At 63.3% G+C, this 21,391-nt stretch carries 21 protein-coding genes and 1 tRNA gene; 9 read left to right on the top strand and 13 right to left on the bottom strand.

All coding sequences use genetic code 11. The features are described from left to right. Positions 1-5 precede the first annotated feature (5 nt). Positions 6-1,856, bottom strand: a complete 1,851-nt coding sequence (locus tag CKW39_RS00720) for a pyruvate kinase (protein ID WP_095796284.1) — start codon at positions 1,854-1,856, stop codon at positions 6-8. Between the two features lie 79 nt (positions 1,857-1,935). Further along, positions 1,936-2,274 carry an acylphosphatase gene (locus CKW39_RS00715; protein ID WP_095796283.1) on the bottom strand — a complete coding sequence of 113 codons (339 nt, stop codon included), beginning with the start codon at positions 2,272-2,274 and terminating at the stop codon, positions 1,936-1,938. 77 nt (positions 2,275-2,351) lie between these two features. Between CKW39_RS00715 and CKW39_RS00710 the strand changes: the two genes are divergently transcribed. Next, on the top strand, positions 2,352-2,918 hold the full coding sequence (locus CKW39_RS00710; protein WP_143469917.1) for a nuclear transport factor 2 family protein: 567 nt from the start codon (positions 2,352-2,354) through the stop codon (positions 2,916-2,918). Further along, a complete protein-coding gene (locus CKW39_RS15385) occupies positions 2,915-3,391 on the top strand; it encodes a nuclear transport factor 2 family protein (protein ID WP_158222889.1) in 477 nt (158 codons plus the stop codon). Before CKW39_RS00710 ends, CKW39_RS15385 begins: the two co-directional genes overlap by 4 nt. Here CKW39_RS15385 and CKW39_RS00700 read toward each other — a convergent pair. The 4 genes from CKW39_RS00700 to manA form a co-directional block, all read right to left on the bottom strand. Beyond that, positions 3,388-4,050, bottom strand: a complete 663-nt coding sequence (locus CKW39_RS00700; protein WP_095796281.1) for an SDR family oxidoreductase — start codon at positions 4,048-4,050, stop codon at positions 3,388-3,390. The genes CKW39_RS15385 and CKW39_RS00700 overlap by 4 nt on opposite strands. Before the next feature lie 3 nt (positions 4,051-4,053). After that, positions 4,054-4,620, bottom strand: coding sequence for a hypothetical protein (locus CKW39_RS00695; RefSeq protein WP_095796280.1), 567 nt, complete (start codon positions 4,618-4,620; stop codon positions 4,054-4,056). 12 nt (positions 4,621-4,632) lie between these two features. Then, positions 4,633-5,142 carry a TetR/AcrR family transcriptional regulator gene (locus CKW39_RS00690; protein WP_158222888.1) on the bottom strand — a complete coding sequence of 170 codons (510 nt, stop codon included), beginning with the start codon at positions 5,140-5,142 and terminating at the stop codon, positions 4,633-4,635. Between the two features lie 135 nt (positions 5,143-5,277). Beyond that, positions 5,278-6,456: a mannose-6-phosphate isomerase, class I gene (manA, locus tag CKW39_RS00685; protein ID WP_254049207.1), complete on the bottom strand. Its 1,179-nt coding sequence runs from the start codon at positions 6,454-6,456 to the stop codon at positions 5,278-5,280. Between the two features lie 101 nt (positions 6,457-6,557). Between manA and CKW39_RS00680 the strand changes: the two genes are divergently transcribed. Further along, positions 6,558-7,967 carry a phosphomannomutase/phosphoglucomutase gene (locus tag CKW39_RS00680; RefSeq protein WP_254049206.1) on the top strand — a complete coding sequence of 470 codons (1,410 nt, stop codon included), beginning with the start codon at positions 6,558-6,560 and terminating at the stop codon, positions 7,965-7,967. Between the two features lie 98 nt (positions 7,968-8,065). Here CKW39_RS00680 and CKW39_RS00675 read toward each other — a convergent pair whose 3' ends face one another. Both CKW39_RS00675 and CKW39_RS00670 read right to left on the bottom strand, forming a co-directional pair. Next, complete coding sequence (locus CKW39_RS00675; protein WP_095796276.1) at positions 8,066-9,256, bottom strand: globin domain-containing protein; 1,191 nt, start codon at positions 9,254-9,256, stop codon at positions 8,066-8,068. A 67-nt stretch (positions 9,257-9,323) separates the two neighbouring features. Beyond that, positions 9,324-9,785: an Rrf2 family transcriptional regulator gene (locus CKW39_RS00670; protein WP_095796275.1), complete on the bottom strand. Its 462-nt coding sequence runs from the start codon at positions 9,783-9,785 to the stop codon at positions 9,324-9,326. A gap of 362 nt (positions 9,786-10,147) precedes the next feature. On the opposite strand from CKW39_RS00670, the gene CKW39_RS00665 reads away from it, so the two are divergent. Further along, positions 10,148-10,516, top strand: a complete 369-nt coding sequence (locus tag CKW39_RS00665; protein WP_095796274.1) for a hypothetical protein — start codon at positions 10,148-10,150, stop codon at positions 10,514-10,516. A gap of 341 nt (positions 10,517-10,857) precedes the next feature. On the opposite strand, the gene CKW39_RS00660 is transcribed toward CKW39_RS00665, so the two are convergent. Next, on the bottom strand, positions 10,858-12,396 hold the full coding sequence (locus tag CKW39_RS00660; RefSeq protein WP_129699522.1) for a sugar ABC transporter ATP-binding protein: 1,539 nt from the start codon (positions 12,394-12,396) through the stop codon (positions 10,858-10,860). 186 nt (positions 12,397-12,582) lie between these two features. Beyond that, the gene (locus CKW39_RS00655; protein ID WP_095796272.1) at positions 12,583-14,448 is read right to left on the bottom strand and encodes a phosphoenolpyruvate carboxykinase (GTP); all 1,866 of its coding nucleotides are present in this window, start codon (positions 14,446-14,448) and stop codon (positions 12,583-12,585) included. 267 nt (positions 14,449-14,715) lie between these two features. Between CKW39_RS00655 and CKW39_RS00650 the strand changes: the two genes are divergently transcribed. The 3 genes from CKW39_RS00650 (at position 14,716) to CKW39_RS00640 (ending at position 16,586) form a co-directional block, all read left to right on the top strand. Continuing rightward, a tRNA-Arg gene (locus CKW39_RS00650) sits at positions 14,716-14,788 on the top strand. A gap of 77 nt (positions 14,789-14,865) precedes the next feature. Further along, the gene (locus CKW39_RS00645; protein WP_254049205.1) at positions 14,866-16,002 is read left to right on the top strand and encodes a DUF1524 domain-containing protein; all 1,137 of its coding nucleotides are present in this window, start codon (positions 14,866-14,868) and stop codon (positions 16,000-16,002) included. Between the two features lie 92 nt (positions 16,003-16,094). Continuing rightward, positions 16,095-16,586, top strand: coding sequence for an SRPBCC domain-containing protein (locus CKW39_RS00640; protein WP_095796270.1), 492 nt, complete (start codon positions 16,095-16,097; stop codon positions 16,584-16,586). Positions 16,587-16,604: 18 nt separating this feature from the next. On the opposite strand, the gene CKW39_RS00635 is transcribed toward CKW39_RS00640, so the two are convergent. The 3 genes from CKW39_RS00635 to upp form a co-directional block, all read right to left on the bottom strand. Next, complete coding sequence (locus CKW39_RS00635) at positions 16,605-17,126, bottom strand: histidine phosphatase family protein (RefSeq protein ID WP_095796269.1); 522 nt, start codon at positions 17,124-17,126, stop codon at positions 16,605-16,607. 107 nt (positions 17,127-17,233) lie between these two features. Beyond that, complete coding sequence (locus tag CKW39_RS00630) at positions 17,234-18,034, bottom strand: winged helix-turn-helix domain-containing protein (RefSeq protein WP_095796268.1); 801 nt, start codon at positions 18,032-18,034, stop codon at positions 17,234-17,236. Between the two features lie 336 nt (positions 18,035-18,370). Continuing rightward, positions 18,371-19,006 (bottom strand): uracil phosphoribosyltransferase, encoded by a 636-nt coding sequence (gene upp, locus CKW39_RS00625; protein WP_095796267.1) that lies wholly within the window; start codon positions 19,004-19,006, stop codon positions 18,371-18,373. Positions 19,007-19,181: 175 nt separating this feature from the next. On the opposite strand from upp, the gene CKW39_RS00620 reads away from it, so the two are divergent. Beyond that, positions 19,182-20,087 carry an ABC transporter ATP-binding protein gene (locus CKW39_RS00620; RefSeq protein ID WP_095796266.1) on the top strand — a complete coding sequence of 302 codons (906 nt, stop codon included), beginning with the start codon at positions 19,182-19,184 and terminating at the stop codon, positions 20,085-20,087. Beyond that, entirely contained in the window at positions 20,084-21,358 is a 1,275-nt protein-coding gene (locus CKW39_RS00615) for an ABC transporter permease (RefSeq protein WP_095796265.1), read from the top strand. The genes CKW39_RS00620 and CKW39_RS00615 overlap by 4 nt, the downstream gene beginning before the upstream one ends. Positions 21,359-21,391: the final 33 nt, after the last annotated feature.

Here is a 21,391-nt window from a genome sequence, read left to right as displayed (position 1 = left end):
GCCGCCTAAGCGCTCACGAATTCACGCCACGCGTGCAGTTTGCGCAGCAGGTCCGTTTTCTTGATCACGTGCCCGGACATCCGCCCCAGGATCGAGGACAGCGCCTCAATGGTTTCAATGATGAACGGGCCCTTGTTGAGCATCACGCACTCGGCGCGCTGACCCTCTGCGGCGTCCGTGACCTCCGCGCGGGAGGGGATGCCCTTCTTGGCCAGGCTTTCGAGCACCTGCGTGGCCCAGATGACCGGAACGTGGGCGGCCTCGCACAGCCACAGGATCTCCTGTTGCACTTCCGCGAGTCGTTCGAAACCGGTTTCCACCGCCAGGTCGCCGCGGGCAATCATGACGCCGGCGTCCTTCCAACGCATGACTTCCAGCAGCATCTGCGGGAGTTGTTCGAAGCCGCCCACCGTCTCGATCTTGAGGGTCACGTCCACCTCGGTGGCGTCCAAGCGAGTGAGTTCGTCCAGGAGGTCCGTGACGTCCGTGCGGCTGCGCACGAACGACATGTTCACGATGTCCGCGTTCCGGGCCACGAATTCCAGGTCCCGACGGTCCTGCTCCGTGAGCGAGCGGATCCGGAGATCGGTGTTCGGGAAGTTGATGCCCTTTTCTGCCTTGAGGTTGGACCCGTTGGGCCCGGTGTGCAGGACTTCGATGTCCATGCTGTCCGGGGTCACGGTCCGCACCACTCCGCCGATCTTGCCATCGTCCAGCCAGACCCGGTCTCCCAGTGCGACGTCCTGGAACGCCTCGGGAAGGGTGCAGCCAATGGTGAACGGCGACTGCGTCACCGCGGGTACCGGTTCCAGGCTGCGCACCAGGCGCAGAGTGTCCCCGATGTTCAGCCGCAGCGCCTGTTCGGTCTCCGGCAGCTCGCCCAAGGTGGCCTCGTCACCGTTGCCGGCCTTGAGCACCAGATCCGTCGCGAAGTACACGGTCTTGGCGAACTCCACCAGCACGCCGCCGTCCTCAACGGCCATCACACGTAGCGAACGGCCCGAGTCGCGAGCGTCCCGCAATCGGATCCGCTCCCCCACCGTGCGTTCCGAGAGCCAGGTCGCGGGGCTCACGGGAACGGACGGGATCAGGTCGTCGTGGGGTGAGGTGCCCAGCCAGAGCCTGGCCCGTTCGGTCACATGGCCCGTGGCGTCGCGCTCGGGTTTGATCTTCTCGACCCGCGGACCCGGCTCGATCGGTCCGGTGCGCACCTTGGGCCCACCCAGATCCATCGAGACACGCAGGTCCTTGCCCAAGTCCGACGCCGCCGTGCGCACGTGATCGATCATGCGCGCCCATTCCTCGGGGCCGTCGTGGGCGCAGTTCACGCGCGCCACGTTCATCCCGGCGGCCACCATGTCCCGCACCAGGGCGGCGTCGGCGGCGGCCTCGGAAGGCAACGTGACCATGATGCGGGTTTCGCGGTCCTCGGGACTACGGCCCAGCAACTGCACCGCATTGCGCTCCAGGATGTCCTGACCGCTGCCGTGACCTTCCCCGGGCTCGATACCCACGTCCAGCATGTCCAGATTGGGTTCGGGGCGCTCGGCAACGGCCGCCAGGCTCAACAGCACGGCCTTGAGATGGTCCTCCACACCGGCCTCCATGCGGCCCAGAGAGGAAAGCCCCAGATCCGAAAGATCCGACTGCAACTGCCGCACGTCCTGGCTACGCACCGCCGCGTAATCGACCAGATTGACCGCGGACCACCGGTGGCGGGGCAGAACCCGATTGATGCGATCCAGCTGAGCCGACCGCGCGGCCCTGACCACCCGGAACAGTTCCTCCACGGTGTCCATGGCTTGCGACGCCAACTCTCGGCGCTGCTGGAACACGTGGTCTGGCACTTGGCTCATGATCGTTTCAACCCCCTGGTCCGATGGTGTTCAATCACCGTAGTAACAACAGATTTACGCGAGGTGAACAGGGTTCAGGTCAGTTCCGGGTGAACTCGCTGAAACGCCCGGTGACGGGACCGTAGTGTGCATCGACGGTCATCACGACCCCCGGGGTGTCACTCGAGTTCAGCGACTTGAGCAACTCCTGCAGGGCCCAGCGCGGGCCTTCGACTTCGATGGTCACGGTGCCGTCAGAGTTGTTGGTCGCGTGCCCCACCAGACCCAACTTCTCGGCGTGCCGCCAGGCCCAGTAGCGGAACCCCACGCCTTGCACGGTGCCGTGGATTACGGCAGTCATGGCCAAGGATTCGTTCAGGTCGAGTTCTTCGCGTTCGCGGTCATCCGAGGGGCGCGGGTGCAGTGATGGCATCTCCATAACCCCAGATTAGGAGATACTTCTGAAAGAACACATTGCTGCGTGTTCTGCAGGACTCCCGAAAGGTCGCTCCAACCATGTCCCATACCGCCTCGCTCAGCCCTCAGGATCGGTTAAAGATTGTGGAAACCCTACATTTCCTGAATCACGTGATCGACAACCGCGAGTGGGATCATTTGGCGGACGTGGTCACGGAGGACGTCGAAATCCTGTCCCCGGGCACGGAGGCCCCCGAGTCGCTGGAAGACATGGCACCCTCCACAACACTGCCCGGCCCCGCGGGGATCCGGCAAGGTTACGAACTCTCACAATTGGCGCAGTACGGCAGTGTGCACGTACTCAATACCGTGATTAATCCCATTGACGGCGACACCGCGGTCACATGGAGCCGCCTGATCATGGTGTCCTTCGACCAGCGCGCTGTCGGTGCCGATGTCGTGGACACCCTGGTCCGGACTCCGGCCGGTTGGCGGATCTCACGCCGTGTGGTCCACGCCCGCAACATGCTGCGCGAACCGGGGCGTCAGGGTGGCGGATACGTGCCCGGGCCCTATACATTCGTGCACTTCGACGACGCCATCCTCCGGGCCCAGCAATCGGTTGCGGATGCGGGCATCCGCCGCAACGACGGGCAGCTCCGGTGAGCGCGGCACGATGGGTTCGCGTCCCCCTCGATGACGCGTTACAGATCCACGACGTTCTGGCGCGCTACGCGCACTGCATCGACAACCGCGACTGGGATCGACTGCCACTCGTCTTCACCGCCGACGCCCAATTCGGCGCGCCCGGTAACTACACGCAGTCACGCGATGAAATTGCGGACCGCATCGAACGGGTTGCTCCGTACCACCCGCACTTCACCACGGATACGGTGATCGCGCGGCTCCCTGCCGATTCGACGGGCAGGGAACGCGCGCGATCATGGAGCAAGTACCTCATCGTGCGTCACGACGGGTCACTGGCCTCCGGCGATTACTTGGACGAATGGGTCCGCACCGATCAAGGGTGGCGGATTAACCAGCGCCGGGTGTCCCGTGGGCAACGCTGGGAGAACGACCCCGGGGGTCCCTCCCAGCGCGACCTGGGATTGAGTTATTTCCTGGCGGATGCCTCTTAGGAGAGGTTCGCCAACGCCTCGGTGATTACCGTGTCACCGTCGGCGAAATCGATCTTCCGTCCGACCGTGGTGTCGGGTGCGGTCAGAGCTGCCGCGGCAACCAAGGCGACATTTCCTCGCGCTGTGTTGGCGGCGTCGTCGTCCTGGCCGGGCTCGAGGGTGATCATGCCGGTGGTCTCGTCATCCGTGAGGGTGCCGGGACCCAGAATGGTCCACTTGAGCGAGCTGGCGCGCAAATGATCATCCGCGTCGGCCTTGGACTGGGCGTACGCGTAGAACGAGTCGTCCTCGGGAATGCCGTGGTCCTGTCCCGCTCCGATGTAGGAAACCATTACGTAGCGGTTCACGCCCGCGGCCTGGGCGGCGTCCATGGAACGAATGGCGGCATCGCGGTCCACGGCGTAGGTGCGCTCGGGGTCCCCGCCACCCGCTCCGGCGGACCACACGACGGCGTCCTGGCCGGTCAGCAATTCGGTGAGACCCTCCGTGTCGAGGTTCTGCACGTCTGCCACCACGGCGTTCGCACCGGTGTCCTCCACGTCCTGAATCTGTGATTCGGAACGGATCACGGAATTCACGCGATGACCGTCGCCGGTGAGAATCTGACTGAGCTGCAGGGCCACCTTTCCGTGGCCGCCGATGATCGTGATGTCTGACATGGGTTAGTCCTTCCGTAGCCGGTAGTACTTCCGTGCCGTGGCCGTTCCGTTGATTCGGATGGCGGCCCACACCGCTACGAGCAGCAGGGCGATGACCACGGCGGGCGCCACTGTCCATAGCGCGATGAGTATCAAAATCATTCCCACCAGGGCCGGAATCATTGGCCAGCCGTACTGCACCATTTCCACGGCCATGTAGTCCTGGACCCTTAGATGCGCGGTGTCCCGCGGCAAATTGCCGGTGCGAGCACTCGCACGCACACCCTTGGAGCCGGTGGCGCGTTCTTCCATCATTCCCACACGAGGCACCTGGTCCACGCGCATGAACGACAGGAGCACACCGCCCAGAGATGCTGCGGCTCCGGCGAGCAGCACCGGCCATTGCCAGGCGCTGTCGAAGAATCCGGTGCGGGCGAGTTGATCATTGAACAACACCCCGGCGATGGCTGCGATCAGTGCCACGACCCCCACCACCGCCAAGCGACGCTTCCACACCTTGTCGACCCACTTCAGCGAAGGAATCGGGACGTTGGGGCGGTCGGCTCCCGTGAGTCTGTATTCCTGTGCCATGGCGGGTCCTCTCTACGAGTGTCGGTGGGGCGCCGCCATTTCTTTGTACAGCCGTGACACCACGGCGTGCAGGTCGGCGCTGTCGTGTTCTACCAGTGCTTCCGTCAACACACCCAGCAGACCGTGAATCATGAACCGGTCCTGCAAATTGGATGTGCTGGGCTGGTGCTGTTCATTACGCAGTTGGCGGCATGCGGCGGCAAGTTGCACCACCAGCGCATTTCCGGCCAGGTATCCCCCCGGACCGGAGAGCACCGCTGTGTAATAGTCCCTGTACTCGATCATATGATCGGCCACGGTGTGCGCAAGCCGTTCCAGAACATCACCCTCGCCGCTGAGGGTGGCGCTCTTCAAAGACAACTCAGCGCGCAGCAGATTCACGGTGGTTTGCAACAGGACCTGGTCCCGCGACCCGAAATTTTCGTAGACGGCCTTGCGGCTCACGCCCGCGGCCTGCGCAATTTCCGTCATGCCCACGTGAGATCCACGGCGGGACACCAGATCGACGGTGGCATCAACCACCGCTCTTCGCGTTCGTTCAATCCGTCGATCCATGGGAGTCTCCAAATCCGATGAGAAGTTAAATAGTACGCCTACTTCCCATTTAACGTCATCCCTGGAGCGCGGGGCACCCCTTAAGGGATGGAGTCTCCCGCGTTAGTGCGCCACGCTGCCCGTGACCACGAACACCAGACCCTCGCCATCGAACTCCACGAACCCGGGTTCACCGGAGTACAGCAACGAATGTCCCGCCGGGATTTCGTGGGTCTGGGCACTCCGTTCTGGGATCGTCGCGGTGACACGCCCCTCCGCCACCAGCACCACGGAGGTACCCCTGATCCAGCGGCGAAGCGAATGCTTGCGATGCACCTGGAATGCCACCAGGCTCAGGTTGGCATCCCACAAGGGATAGTCGACCGAGCCGTCCGGGCTGAAATCAGGATCCAGGATGTCGATCGGTGCTTGTTGCGGTGCCAACACGGACAACAGCTCGGGTACGTCCATGTGCTTCTCGGTCAGACCCGCGCGCAGCACATTGTCCGAACACCCCATGATCTCCACGGCCGTCCCGGACATGTAAGCATGCAACTGCTGGGGCGGGGTGTGCATCGCCTGCCCCGGGTACAGATGCACCAGGTTCATGCACAGGGCCACGAGCATTCCCGGGTCCCCCGGATAGTGATGATCGAGCAACTCGATCAGATAGACCGCACGTTCCAGCGGCGTGGCCTTGGGGCACAGGGTCACGTAGTCGTCATCGGCCTCGGGCAGGTGCGCCAACCGGGTCCGGCGCAGCCGCGCGGCCGCACGCACACACGCCCGGATGGAATCCGCCGCATCCTCTCCCGACAAGGTCAGTGCCGCCCGCAGCGCCGAGGGCTGATTGGCCGCCCACGCGAGCCAGTCCAGGCGCAGTTCGTGAGCAAGTTCACGCAGTTCAGCACCGGATTGTTGCCCCGCGAGAACCCACATGCTGGTGAGCGCCACCACAGTTTCCGGCTTGGCGCGGTCGTCCTTGTAATTACGGTTCGGAGAATCCAGCGGAACCTGCCGCTCGTTGTCCCGCGAGAATCCCGTTTGTGCCTGCCGAGTCGAGGGGTGGACCTGAATTGAGAGAGGCGCCGCAATGGCCAGAATCTTGAGCAGGAACGGGAGATCGGGTAGGACTTCAGCAAGGCTCTGGGAGTGTTCGCCCATGTCAATTCGGGAGGGCGCGCTAGGGTGAGCACCCATCCACAGCTCGGCCTCCGGCTGCTCGCTGGGGACAGGCCTACCCTGCATGGTGGCCAGAACCGATCGTGAGCCCCATGCGTAATTCTGAATCGGATTGTCCATCCGAAAGAACTCTGCCATGCAGTTCATCCAACCACAGAGCGCTTGAGGATTCGTGTGGACCTCGTCCGCTCCTTGGAACGTCTCACGTAGAATTCGGCCTTGTGACCATAGATCTTTCTTCCTCATTCAAGGCCTACGACGTGCGCGGCATTGTGGGCTCCACCATCACTGCGGACAGCGTGCGGGCCACCGGTGCGGCCTATGTCGATGTGCTCGACCTGGCCGGAACCACCGTGGCCGTGGGCGGTGACATGCGACCCTCATCCCCCGAGTTCATCGATGCATTCGCGCAGGGCGCCATGATGCGCGGCGCGGATGTGATCAAGATCGGCAACATCTCCACCGACGAGTTGTACTTCGCGTGCGGCACGCTCAACTGCGCGGGCGTGACCTTCACGGCGAGCCACAATCCCGCCGCCTACAACGGCATCAAGATGTCCATGGCTGGAGCCGTCCCGGTGTCCTCGGACACCGGGTTGTACGAGATCCGCGACCTCGCGCAGCAGTACCTGGATTCGGGTGAGATTCCGCAGGCCGAGCAGCAGGGCACTGAAACCAGCCGAGATGTGCTGGCCGACTACGCCCGTTACCTCCGTGACCTGGTGGACCTCAGCGAGATCCGTCCGCTCAAGGTCGTCGTGGACGCAGGCAACGGCATGGCCGGTCTCACGACCCCCGCCGTCCTTGGCGATGCCGAGCTCGAGGCGCTCCCCCTGACGATCGTGCCCCTCTACTTCGAATTGGACGGCACTTTCCCCAATCACCCCGCCAATCCGCTCGAGCCCGCCAACTTGGTGGACCTGCAGGCCGCCGTGCGTGAACACGGCGCGGACATCGGTTTGGCCTTCGACGGAGACGCGGACCGTTGCTTCGTGGTGGACGAGCGCGGCGAGCCCGTGTCGCCGTCGGCGATTGCGGCCATCGTGGCCGAGCGCGAGATCGCTCGCGCCCAGGCAGAGGGCAACGAGCAGCCCGTGGTCATCCACAACTTGATTACGTCCAAGGCCGTGCCGGAGCTGGTGGAGGCCAGTGGCGGTCGCGCGGTGCGCACGCGCGTGGGCCACTCGTTCATCAAGGCCGTGATGGCTTCGGAGAAGGCCGTGTTCGGCGGTGAGCACTCCGCTCACTACTACTTCAAGGACTTCTACAACGCGGACACCGGGATGCTCGCGGCCATGCACGTGCTGGCCGCACTCGGCGAGCAGCAGGGCACGCTCAGCGACCTAATGGAACGCTACGATCCGTACGTCGCTTCCGGGGAGATCAACTCCGAGATCGAGGACAAAACAGCCGCCGTGGATCGCGTGCGGGCCTACTACGCCGAGCAGGATCCGGCCGTCACGGTCGAGGACATGGACGGCACCACCTTCACGCACCCGGGCGAGGGCTGGTGGTTCAATCTGCGCCCCTCCAACACCGAGCCGTTCCTGCGTCTGAACGTGGAGGCTCCGGACACCGCCACCATGGAGCGCGTGCGTGACACCGCGCTTGGCCTGGTAAGACAGGGCTGACGCTCGCGCCCACTGTCTTGACGCCGACGGCGCCGCACGAGAATTCTCGTGCGGCGCCGTCGTCCGTGATGCTAGGTATCAGAACAACCAGCTGAGGCTCAGGAATCGGCCTTGCGGGCCTCGTCGTGGAGCATCCACTGGTCGGGACCGAAGATTTCGTAGTGGATGTTCCGGCCCGGAACGCCCTTTTCGATGAGCTGCGAGCGCAACCCCTTCATGAAGGGCAGGGGGCCGCACATGAACGCGGTGGTGTCCTGATCGACGTCCAGGTCCACCTCCGAAACGTTCATGAAGCCCTCGTAATCGCCATCTCCGGGGGTCTCCATCCAGGTGATCATCGTGGCATTGGGCAAGCTGTCCACGAGGCGCTCCATGATCTGACGACCCGGCCAGCGATCCTTGGAGTGGTCCGCGTGCAGCACGGTGACCTTGCGCTGGGAACCTTCCTTGGCCAGTCGATCCAGGAACGCCACGATCGGGGTGGTGCCGATCCCGGCGGAGGCCAGCACGAGAGAACCGTGGCCTTCGTCCAAGACCACATCACCGTAGGGATTGGAGATCTCGAGGACGTCGCCCTCGTTGATGTCCTCGTGCAGGATGGGCGTGACCTCACCCTGGGGATCCTTACGGATCACCACGCGGCGGTGACCCTCCTGCGAAGGAACCAGGGTGAACTGGCGAGGCTGACGGATGCCGTCCTTGACCTTGACCTGAATGGTCACGTACTGGCCGGGGATCGAGTGGGTCAGCGGGGTGTCGTCCGCGGGTTCGAACTCGAAGGCCACAACGCCTTCTGCGATGTCTTCCTTGGAGATCAGCGTGAACGGCGCGAACATTACGTCGTTCGCCTGCTGACCATAGAGGCCCTTTTCGAGCTTGATCAGGGCGTCCGCCATGAGCCAGTAGACCTCGTCCCACGCGGCAACGACCTCGGGGGTCGCGGCGTCGCCGAGATCAGCGGCGATGGCCCCGAACAGGTGCTCGTGAACGGTGGGGTACTCCTCGGGCAGCAGGCCCAGGGACGCGTGCTTGTGAGCCACGCGAGAGAGTACCTCGTCCGGGTAGGAATCCGGGTTGTTCAGCAGGTGGGACGCGAAGGCCGCAATGGAACCGGCCAGCGCCTGGGGCTGCGTACCGTTCTTCTGGTTGGACCGGCTGAACATGCCGTCCAACAGATCGGGGCGGGCGTTGAACATGGACTTGTAGAACTCGGGGGTGATCGCGGGGATCCGCTCTGCGATCACGCCAATGGTTTGCTCAATAACGGGACGAGACTTCTCGGACAGCACGGCTGCTCCTTAGGTTGGAAACCTTGCGCTATGAAATCTAGCATCCCAGATACAAGTAATGTAGCTCTCAAGCGAAGGCGTCACTCGGCGGAACCAGACCGATGGTGACCGCCACCCTGCCGACCTGGCGCTCGTTGACGAGATCGGCGATGGTGACGCCGTCCAACTCGCGGTAGAAGGCCTCCCGTGCCCGGGCAAGGGCCCCGCGAAGCTTGCACCCGTGATTGAGCGGGCATGAAGTCTCATCCGCTTCACACTCGACAATGGCGGTGTTGGCCTCGAGCTCTCGCAGCACGGACCCCAGACTCGCGGCAAGTCCGGATTCCGTCAGGATCACTCCGCCGGCTCGCCCGCGCTGAGAGGCGAGCAGCCCCATGGAGCGCAGTTTGGCCACGGTCTTGGTCACGTGGTGATAAGGGGCTCCGACACCCTCGGCGATCCGCTGAGTTGACAGCAGGGTGCCCCCAGGCAGCCCGCCCATCAATAGGAGCACGCGCAGGGCGATGTCAGAAAAAGCAGTCAGCTTCACGATTCGGCCCCTTCTGTCGTGATGGATTCATTAAACGCTGCCAACCTAGGAATAACTGTTACTTACTGTGGAAAATTCCACCTCACGTGCCCGTCCCCCCCTTTGCCTGACACCTCATTGCGCCGTGGTCCACACTTGTGTTTTTCCCTGGGTGGCCCAGTGACCCGCTCCTATACTGGAAAAGCTGTGACCCCCCGGGCTTTGGGGGCCCAGGGGTGCGACAGCGGGCTAGAACCAATTCACGTAGGGGGATTCAGGTCATGGCCTTTTCACTGTGGCCTTCTCGCAAGACACGTGCCGAAGACCGGCCCACCCAGACGCCTGTCGACGCACCACAAACATCTAGTAGGGAGACAATCGATATGTCCCAGTTGGACAACTCCATCCAGGAACTGCTGAGCATCGAGGGCGCCACGGGCGCGGCCGTGGTGGATATTTCCAGCGGTATGGCGCTCGCCTCCGGCGGCAACCCCGGCTTCGACCTCAACGTTGCCGCAGCTGGCAACTCCAACGTGGTGCGCGCCAAGCTGCGCACCATGAAGGACATCAACCTTCGCGGCGAGATCGAAGACATCATGATCACCCTCGAGAGCCAGTACCACCTGATCAATGTGCTCAACACCGAGGAGACCAGCGGACTGTTCGTGTACCTCGTGCTGGACCGCAACACCGCGAACCTCGCCCTGGCGCGCCACAAGCTCAACACGGTGTCCAAGCGCGTTTCCGTCTGATCCGCCCCAGAATTGGTGAACCCGGGTTCAGCCACCCGGAGCACTCACAGAGAAACCTGCGGCCCGTGCTCAAGAGCGCGGGCCGCAGGTTTCTGAAGAATTGCGCGATACACCTCACGCTCCGCTAGAACCCTTCCAACGCGCAAAAGAGGTTCCACCGACACCTCCGACGCATCGGAGGGTTCTAAGGGCCCACAAAGTGCAAGGCGACGCGACACGATCGACGCGAGGCAGCGGCGTCGGCAACTGGAGCTAGAACTGGACTGGCGCATGGTCACAGCTGGCCGAGACGCTCCATGGCTACTCGCAATCCCAATGGCTACTCGCATTCCGACCGAACGTCAGTCCTGAGCGGGAGCCTCCGCCGGGGCGTGGTCGGCCACGTGACGCTTGCGCACGGCGTGGCTGGGCAATTCCTGACCGGTCACGGCGGCCATCAGGGTGTCTTCGGTGGCCTGATCATTCGTCTGCTCGCTGACGATCTGGCCCTCGCGCATGACCAGGATCCGGTGACACCACTGCAGCAGCTCGGACATCTCCGAGGAGATCAGCAGCACGGATGTGCCCTTGGATGTCAGATCCGTGAGCATGTCGTAGATGTCGCCCTTGGCCCCCACATCGATCCCGCGCGTGGGGTGGTTGAGGATCAGGATGTCGCAGTCCGTGCTCATCCAACGCGCCAGCGCGATCTTCTGCTGGTCGCCGCCGGACAGCTTGCCCACCTGGCCTTGGATGTCATGGGTCTTGATGTGCAGGGCCTTGACCTGGGCAACTACCTCGCGCAACGCGGTGACTTCCCGGATGAAGCCTGCGTCCGGATCCGGGTCGTCGTTACGGAGCATGCGGGCCACGGACTCTTCGTGTGCCTCGTTCAATTCGTCATCGCTGTCGGACAGGTAGCCGATCCCGAGTTCCACAGCGTCCTGGGCGGAGCTGATGCTCACGTCCCGTCCCGAGACCTGCAGATGCTCGTACTGGCCGGGATGCACACCCACCAGGGCGCCCACGAGCTCGTTCATGCCGGCCCGGCGCAGGCCCGTGAGGCCAAGAACCTCTCCGCGCCGCAGTGTGAGGTCCACGTTGCTCAGACCACCGTCGGTGCTCAAGCCACGAACGGACAGTGCCTCGTCATCGTGGTCGTGCCCTCCCGGGCGATCCCGCTCGGGTAGCGCGCGTTCCAGCATGGAAAAGACGATCTGGTCCGCACCGACCTCTCGCGGTACGAACTCCTCCTTGATCGCACCTTCCCGCATGACGACGACGCGGTCGGCCAAGGAGCGCACCTCATCGATGCGGTGCGTGATGTAAATGACGCCGCGGCCCTGGCGGGCCAACTGGCGGGTGATCGCGTGAACGGTGGCCACCTCGTGGTCGTTGAACGTGGCGGCGACCTCGTCCATGAGCACCAGCTGCGGATCCTCCATACGCACCCGCAGCACCTCCACCAGGGCCTTCTCGGCGCGCATCAGAGAGGAAATATGGGCTTCGGGATCAAGATCCACGCCGGCGTCTCGGAGCACCTCTCGTGCCCGTTCCAGGACCTCATCACGTTCTCCCTGCGCGCCGTGTCCGAGTCCAGCAATGGCTTCGGCCACCGTCAGCGAACCGTTCATCGTGAAGCGCTGCTGAACAGCTCCCACGCCCGCTGAACGGGCGTCCTGTTCATTCTGCGGGGCGAAGTTGTCCCCACACAGGGTCATGGCGCCTTTATCGGGTCTCGCGGCACCGGCGAGCAGCGAGATCAGCGTGGATTTACCCGCACCGTTTTCCCCCACCAAGCCCACGATCTCCCCGGCCCCCACCGTGAGATCAATGCCTTTGAGAGCCCGTAAATGAGCGTGATTCTTGGTCAGACCGGTGACCTGCACAATGTTTTCCAAGGACAGCCTCTCCCCTGCTATTCCGGCCGGTCTCCTTGTCTTCCATGACGGAATTTCCCCCAACGGACCGCACAGTAGCTAACTAAAACACACATGGAAACGCCGTGCACGCCACTCGAGTCATGAATGGCGTGCACGGCGTCACTACATATGGGGACACTTACCGGCTGGGTGTGTCCGGGCAGGTCAGGAGCTCTTGAGGCGCTCCTCCAGGCCGGCCCGCTGTTCCAGGATGACCTCCGGAACATCGCCCAGCTTGTGGAACCACTCATCGATGCCCGGCAGCTCGCCCAGCCACTCGTCCTTGTCGACGCGCAACGCGGCGTTCAACTCGTCATCCGAGATGTCCAAGCCGCTGAGGTCCAGGTCCTCCTTGGTGGGCACGATGCCCACGGGGGTCTCCTGGCCACCGGCGGTGCCCTTGAGGCGCTCGACGATCCACTTGACCACGCGCGAGTTCTCACCGAAGCCGGGCCACGCGAAGCCACCGTCAGCGGTGCGACGGAACCAGTTCACGTAGTAGATCTTGGGCATGGCATCCTCACCCACGCGGGCACCGGTGTCCAGCCAGTGCTCCAGGTAATCATTGGCGTTGTAGCCGATGAACGGAAGCATGGCCATCGGGTCGCGGCGCACCACGCCCACGGCGCCCTTTGCGGCGGCAGTGGTCTCGGAGGACAGCGTTGCGCCCTGGAAGACGCCGTGTTCCCAGCCGAAGGACTCGGAGACCAGGGGCACGGTGGTCTTACGGCGACCGCCGAAAATGATGGCCGACAGGGGCACACCTTCCGGATCGTCGTACTCGTCCGCGAGGATGTCGACCTGCTTGATGGGAGTGCAGAAACGGGAGTTGGGGTGGGCGGCCGGGCGGCCGGACTCCGGGGTCCAGTCATTGCCCTTCCAGTCGGTGAGGTGCTCGGGCACCTCGTCCGTCATCCCTTCCCACCACACGCCACCGTCGTCGGTGAGCGCGACGTTGGTGAAGATGGTGTTGCCCCGTGCCACACCGCGCATGGCGTTGGGGTTGGTGGACCAACCGGTGCCCGGGGCAACTCCGAACAGACCAGCCTCGGGGTTGACCACGCGAGCCTGGCCGTCCTTGCTGAAGCGGATCCAGGAGATGTCGTCACCAACCATCTCGGCCTTCCAGCCGTCAATGGTGGGTTCCAGCATCGCGAAGTTGGTCTTACCGCAAGCCGACGGGAACGCCGCGGCAATGAAGCGGGAATCGCCCTCGGGGTCGGTGACCTTCAGGATGAGCATGTGCTCCGCCAGCCAGCCCTCGTCGTGGGCAATCGCGGAAGCGATGCGCAGCGCGTAGCACTTCTTGCCGAGCAGCGCGTTGCCGCCGTAGCCGGAACCAAACGACCAAATGGCGCGGTCCTCGGGGAACTGCACAATGTACTTGGACGGGTTGCAGGGCCAGGGGACATCTTCCTCGCCCGGCGCCAGCGGGGCACCCAGGGAGTGCAGGGCCTCCACGAAGAACGCGTTGTCGCGAGTCATCTTGTCCAGCACGGGGGTGCCAATGGTGGCCATGATGCGCATGGAGCACACCACATAGGCGGAGTCGGTGATTTCCACGCCGTACTTGGGGTCCTCCGCGTCAAGGCTCCCCATGACGAACGGAATCACGTACATGGTGCGGCCGCGCATGGAACCGGTGAACTTCTTCACCAGGGTTTCCTTCATGACCGCGGGGTCTTCCCAGTTGTTGGTGGGACCGGCACCCTTGGGCGTCTTGGTGCAGATGAAGGTGCGCTCTTCGACACGAGCAACGTCGTCCGGGTCGGAGAAAGCAGCGAAGGAGTTGGGGAACTTCTCCTCGTCCAACCGAACGAAGGTTCCGGCGTCCACGAGTTCCGTGGTCAGCCTGTTCCACTCTTCTTCGGAACCATCAGCCCAGTGAATGGCGTCCGGTTGGGTCATTTCGGCCATCTCACGGACCCACTCCAGCAGTCGCGGGTGCGTGGTCGGTGCGTTGTCGAGCGCTTCACGCACAGCCTGGTTGAGTCCGGTGGATTCGGTGCTTGCAGTGGTGTTGTCAGCCATTGACATGTCTCCTCGTTGAGGCCGTCTTGCCGCGCCCATGGTCGGCGATGCTGCTGCCCGACGATCAGGCTCTCAACGGCATCGTTGAATCTGATCCCGGGGGACTAGCTCCGGCAGGGTTTTGCGTGTCCAGTGAGTCTATCGCGGCAACGGCAACACCAGATGAGCGTTACATCACACAGGTGTAACGGACATCGAATTTTGCACTTGGGCGGGACCGGTGTAAGTTATTACCCGTTGCAGCCGAGCACATCGGTTGTTGCAAATGCGCCCGTAGCTCAACGGATAGAGCATCTGACTACGGATCAGAAGGTTGGGGGTTCGAATCCCTCCGGGCGCACCCAGTGAAAAAGCTCCGCATCGGTTCCGATGTGGAGCTTTTTGCTTGTCTTCCCCCATTTCTTAGGTATTGTTCTCGTGGCTGCTTCCCCTCGTTCCCCGTTACGCTCCGCCGCGCTCGGGGCCCTCGCGCTTCTCGGCGCGCTCACCGGTTGCGCCCCGGTTGAGGCCCCCGCATCGAACCCCGCGGAGAGCACGTCGGCACCCTCGGCCAGCGCGGCGTCGTCGGCGGATTCGACAACGACGCCGCTCGCTCCGGGTCCCGAGCCCAGCGAACCGTCGCGTGCGGAGACCCCCATGCGGGAGGCCGCGCCGGAGGACCAAGCGGTTGAGGCAGACGAAACGAACCGCAGCCCCGTACGGGCGGGCCTGGGGGAACTGCTCGTGACGGGTCGGGCGCCCAAGACCGATTACTCGCGCGAGCAGTTCGGTGTGCGGTGGGCCGATACCGACCGCAATGGGTGCGACACCCGCAACGACATTCTCCGTCGTGATCTCACGGACGTGGCCGTTGCGCCCGGGACCCAGGGATGCAAAGTGCTCTCGGGCGATCTGACCAGCCCCTTCACCGGCGATTACGTGGACTTCGTATCGGGCACCCACACGAGTTCGGACGTGCAGATTGATCACGTGGTGGCGCTGTCCGACGCGTGGCAGAAGGGCGCTCAGAACCTGGACGCCGACCGACGCACGCAGTTCGCCAACGACCCGCTGAATCTCCTGGCCGTGGACGGCCCCAGCAACTCCGCCAAGGGCGACGGGGACGCCGCCACCTGGCTGCCGCCGAACAAGGAATTTCGATGCGAGTACGTGGCCCGGCAGATCGCCGTGAAGCAGCGCTATGAACTGTGGGTCACGGACGCAGAGAAGCGGGCCATGGATCGGGTGCTCACTCAGTGCCCGGATCAACCACTGACCGTTGAGCACTCGGTTCCGGAACCCTCTGAACCTCCGACAGCTCCGGAAAACGCGCAGCCGGCCTCTCGCGAACCCGAGGCCGTGGAGCCTCCTGCCTCGCAGGCCCCGGCGTTTCCGGCACCGCCAATTCCGGCACCTTCTGCGCCCCCTGCCCCTGCCGCCCCTGATGACGTGTACTTCGCCAAATGCGCCGACGCCCGAGCCGCCGGCGCCGCCCCGCTCTACGCCGGTCAGCCTGGGTACCGCCCAGGACTCGACGGTGACGGTGACGGCGTGGCGTGCGAGCCCCGGCGCTGATTCACGGAACAGCTCTCGACAGCCCACCCACCGAGTGGTTGTCTGATCATTGAACGGGGCGGCCCGCCCCACCAAGTACGCAGGAGTGCCCCGTGATCACTGGAACCCTGGAAAGCATTGACGGCGCGGAGAACATCGTGCTGACCCGCGACGTTCCCGCGCCCATCGACGAGGTATGGGATGCCTTCACCGTGTCCGGCCGGTTGGCTCTGTGGTTCGGCACGTGGTCGGGAGACCCGGCATCGGGTGAGGTAGAGGTCAGCATGGCCTTCGAGGAAGAGGCCGGTTCGGAACCGTACGTGATCGTCGCGTGCGACAAGCCCCGCCACCTGCGAGTGCACAACCTCCACGAGGACCCCGCGCAGATCTGGACGGTGGACGTGCAATTCTCTGAAACTGAGGGCGGCACTCACGTGAAGTTCGCCATGCCGCTACCGCCGGGCATGGAGGTGAAGTACGTGGGCGCGGGTTGGGAGTACTACTTGGATCGCATGGTTGAGACGGTGGAAACCGGTCAGATCAGCACCAAGGAATGGCCGCCGTACGAAGCGCTCATGGCCGAGTACGAATCCGAGCTGGGCTGAAAAGATCCGCTTCGGATGTCAGCCGCGCGGCACCTCGAAGTGGACCAAGCGCGCATCGCCGCCATCCAGCTCTGCCCAATCCCCCGGGACTTCCAGCACGGCGATTCCCGATGTCGGAAAGCCGCCGGAGACCTCCATCATGGCGTCCACATCGGAATCGCGCGAGGCCAGGCGCAGCACCGTGTCCAGCACCCCGGGCATGTGCGCAACCACCAACAGCGTCCGCACGGTTTCCGGGGCGTGATTGATCGCGGCAATGATCGCGGTTTCATGAGCGTTGTACAGCTCGTCCACCAGTTGCGGCGTGGGTGCTTTCTCCCCCAGTTCGCTGCACACCCATGTGACGGTCTGCCGTGTGCGCAGCGCCGAAGACACCATGATCATGTCCGGGGTGTACTGCTGCGCAAGCCACTCCCCCGCCGCAGCGGCATCGCGAGCGCCGCGGGGCATCAAGGGCCGGTCATGATCCAGCGCACCGGGCGGGTAATCCGCCTTCGCGTGCCGCATGATCACCAAGTGCTTCACATCGTGGCGTGCCATGCCCACCAGTCTGGCACGCTCACCTCGCTCCTTAACCACGCCGACGCCGCTCGGTCACCCGTGTGGGGCGCGCGAGCGGCGTCGTCGGTGGAGAACCTGCGAAAAGGTCAGATGGAGTATTCGGGGGCTGCCCACACGACCACTTCGGGGTGGTCGTAGAAGCGGTAGCCCTGACCGCGCACGGTGCGCACCGTGTTGGCCAGACGGCCGAGCTTGGAACGCAAGCGCCGGACGTGAACGTCAATAGTGCGCTCGGAGGGAACTTCCTCGGCGTCGTCCCAGAGGTTGTCCAGCAGCTCGAGACGCCCCACGGTGCGGGTGCCGTTCTCGACAAGGTAGTTGAGCAGCTCGAACTCGCGGTGGGTCAGGTTGAGCAGGTCTCCGTCCAGGAACACCTCGCGGCGGGACAGATCGATCAGCACACCCACGCGCTGGTGGTCGATGGTGGAACCGGACGCCGGAGTGGGCAACGGAACCATGGGCTCGATCACGGGATCCGCACAGGTGGGATCGCCCAACGCGCTGCGCACGACCTCAAGATCGGTGCCTTCTGCATTGATGGGAGCGAGCGCCACGGCCGCGTAGGAATCGGACTCGGGAACGAGCTGGTTGATGTGATGACGCACGTCCTGCACCAGCTGAACCAGGTTGATCCCGCGATCGGCGGCGGCCTGCTCGTCCACGCCCACGTAGATCACGAACCCGCGCGCCTCGGTGGGTTGCTGTTCGGCTACGGAATGTCGCTCCAGGCGTGAATCCTGCGACTGATCACCGGTGATGGAGCGCAGGGTGCGATATTCCTCGACGGAACCTGCCACGCGATGTGGCCCGCGCGAACGCATGGCGGCCTGCGCGGCGCTCAAGCGATGCCGCTGAGAAATGTGGACGTAGCCCGGTGCACCTGACATGTGAGTATCCCCTGCCTCGTGAGACACCGAATCCGTGAGTTTCCTGGAAGCGGCGTACTCAACATCGTGTGTGACAACACGCGGACTGGCAAGTAACAAACCAGCTTATTTCTCACATAATGAGACTACGGGCCTTAAATGTAGTTCAAATCACATTTGAAGGGGGCTTACTATCGGTGCCACACAAGGCCAACCGATCCCCCAAAAGCGCAGAAAACCGCGCTTTTGGAGGTTTGGGATTCGGACCTCACGCGTCTAAATCAGATTTAATGTCCAGTGTCAAGAACCCGGAACGCTCGGTACCACGTAGTTGAAATTTCCCGCTTCTCAGGAGCCTCAGTCCACCACTCCGTACAGCCGGTCCCCGGCATCTCCCAAGCCGGGCACGATATAGGCGTTCTCGTCCAGCCGTTCATCAATGGCGGCCAACACGAGGTTCACCTCGGCATCACCCAGTTCTTCTTCAAGCTTGGCGATACCTTCCGGCGCGGCCAGCAAGCACACGCAGGTGATCTGCTCCGCGCCACGGCGGTACAGGAACTTGATGGCCTCACGCAGGGTGCCACCGGTGGCCAGCATCGGATCCAGCACGTACACCTGACGGCCGGTCAGGTCCTCGGGCAGTCGCTCCGCGTACGTGATGATGTCCAGAGTCGTGTCATCCCGGGCCATGCCCAGGAACCCGACCTCCGCGGTGGGGATCAACCGGGTCATACCCTCGAGCATGCCCAGGCCGGCACGCAGGATGGGGACCACTAACGGGCGGGGGCGAGAAAGCCCCACGCCTTGGGTTTCCGCCACCGGGGTCTGAATGGTGATGGGTTCCACGCGCACTTCGCGGGTGGCCTCGTACGCGAGCAGCGTGACGAGTTCTTCGACCAGCTGCCGGAACACCGGAGACGGTGTCGACTTGTCGCGCAGAACGCTGAGCTTGTGGGCTACCAGGGGGTGATCCAAAACGGTGACTCGCATACGGTCAAACTAGCACCGGCGGCCGAACTTCAGCCCGGGGCGGGGCCGGGGCCCCCCGATGTCATGTGTGAAATTTCCACCCGTCGTAGGATGCGTGGCCTATCGTCAATACGAAAGACTTGAACTCAATCACATTAGGTACATCAGCTGAAGCCCCCGAAAGGAACAGCCTCTTATGACGGCTCCGGTCCTCGAAACCGAGAATCTGGTCAAGATATATGGCAGAGGGGAAACCAGGTTCGACGCTCTCAAGGGTGTGAACCTGCAGATCAACGAGGGCGAGTCCGTAGCCGTTGTTGGTAAGTCCGGTTCGGGCAAATCAACCCTCATGCATTTGCTCGCCCTACTCGATGCCCCCACCCACGGCGTTGTCGCGCTCAAGGGCCAGCCCACTGGCGACCTGGACGCCAAGGAACTCAACGAATTGCGAAACTCCGCGTTCGGCTTCGTGTTCCAGCAGTTCTTCCTCACCCCCAACCAAACCGTTCTGGAGAACGTGACACTCCCCCTCAAGATTGCCGGCGTCCACGCTGCAGAACGCAAGCGTCGCGGCATGGAAGCACTTGAGCAGCTGGAAATGGCGGACAAGGCCTCCAATAAGGCAACGGATTTGTCCGGTGGTCAGAAGCAGCGCGTGGTCATTGCTCGCGCGCTGATCAACAACCCCTCCGTGATTTTCGCGGACGAGCCCACGGGCAACTTGGATACCGCCACCTCGGACGTGGTGGAGGACATTCTCTTCGGTCTGAATAAGGAGAAGGGCATCACCCTGGTGGTGGTCACCCACGATCCCGACCTCGCGTCCCGATGCTCCCGCCAGATCTACCTGGTGGACGGTGAAATCGACCAGAGCGCATCGCCGGCCGCAGCCACCCACATGTTCTCCGGCCGCTCCAAGCCCGGAGAGGGGGACAACGGTCCGGTCACCGTGAAGGAACCCGCAACCGGCCAGCTGATCACCCTCAGCGAGGCCGACGCCGCCGAACTCGCCGAGGCCGCACGCCGCCCCCGTCGCGCGGGTCGCCACGCCGCACCCTGGGCCGAACCGTCCACCACCGACCAGCAGGGAGTCTCCGAGTGAAGTTTATCGATCTGCTGCGGACGGCCATCGGAAACACGTTCCGTTCCAAAGCACGAACCATCCTGACCGTCATCGCCATCTTCATCGGTGCGTTCACCCTGACTCTCACTTCCGGTGTGGGCACCGGCGTCAACGACTACATCGACAAGACGGTGGCCGGATTCGGTGACCAGAAGTCGATCTACGTCCAAAAGGTCGCCGAACAGACCGCACCGCAAGATGACGGCCCCCGTGAATACGACCCGGAGGAATCAAGCATTCAAACGGGCTTCGGTTCCACGAGCGGCCTGAGCAACGATGACATCGAAACCATTGAGAACATTGACGGCGTTACGTCAGTGGACCCGATGTACATGGTGTCCCCCACGTATCTCGAATCCGCCGACGGCAAGAAGTTCCAGCTGAGCCTGGGGGCGCCCTCCGATGCAGAGGGCGTTCAACTCGAAGCCGGCGAGATCCCCGCACGCGAGGACGACGAGATGCTCATCCCCGCCTCGTGGGTCGAAGACCTGGGCTTCGATTCCAACGAGGACGCCGTGGGCAAGACCGTGGACGTGGTCATGACCAACATGGCCGGTGAGGACAAGACCTTCGAGATCACCATTTCGGGCATCTCGCAGGCGTCCTTGGCGGGTGCGTCCCTGACTCCCATGCCGTCCTCGAGTCTCAACGAGAAGCTCTACGACTACCAGACCTCCGGTTCTCCGCGTGACGTACCGGACAGCTACTTCATGGCCGTGGCCAACATCGAGAACATCGATGACGCCGGCCAGATCAAGTCCCAGCTCGCGGACGAGAACATGATGGGCATGACCGTGGAGGACCAGCTCGGTATGTTCCGTGCGGTCATCAACGGCATCGTGTGGATCCTGAACTCGTTCGCGATCATCGCCTTGCTGGCTGCGGGCTTCGGCATCGTGAATACGCTGCTGATGTCCGTGCAGGAACGAACCCGTGAGATCGGTCTGATGAAGGCACTGGGCATGAGCGGCGGCAAGGTCTTCGGCCTGTTCTCCCTCGAAGCCATCTTCATCGGTTTCCTGGGTTCGGCCATCGGCGCTGCCGTGGGCGTGGCCACCGGTTCAATCATCAGTTCCGTGTTGTCCAACGGACTGTTGGAAGGCCTGCCGGGCCTGAGCCTGTTCCTGTTCGACCCGATCCAAATCGCGATCATTATCTTGTCGGTGATGGTCATCGCGTTCCTGGCGGGCACCATTCCTGCCATGCGCGCGGCACGGCAGGATCCCATCAACGCACTGCGTTACGAATAATTCACCCGCATCACTCGCACTGATTCGACGAAG

Origin of the sequence: Kocuria sp. WRN011, from assembly GCF_002295155.1 — a bacterium.
Classification (GTDB): domain Bacteria; phylum Actinomycetota; class Actinomycetes; order Actinomycetales; family Micrococcaceae; genus Kocuria; species Kocuria carniphila.
The sequence above is the reverse complement of the archived record's forward strand: the minus strand, read 5'-3'. Positions and strand labels throughout refer to the sequence as shown.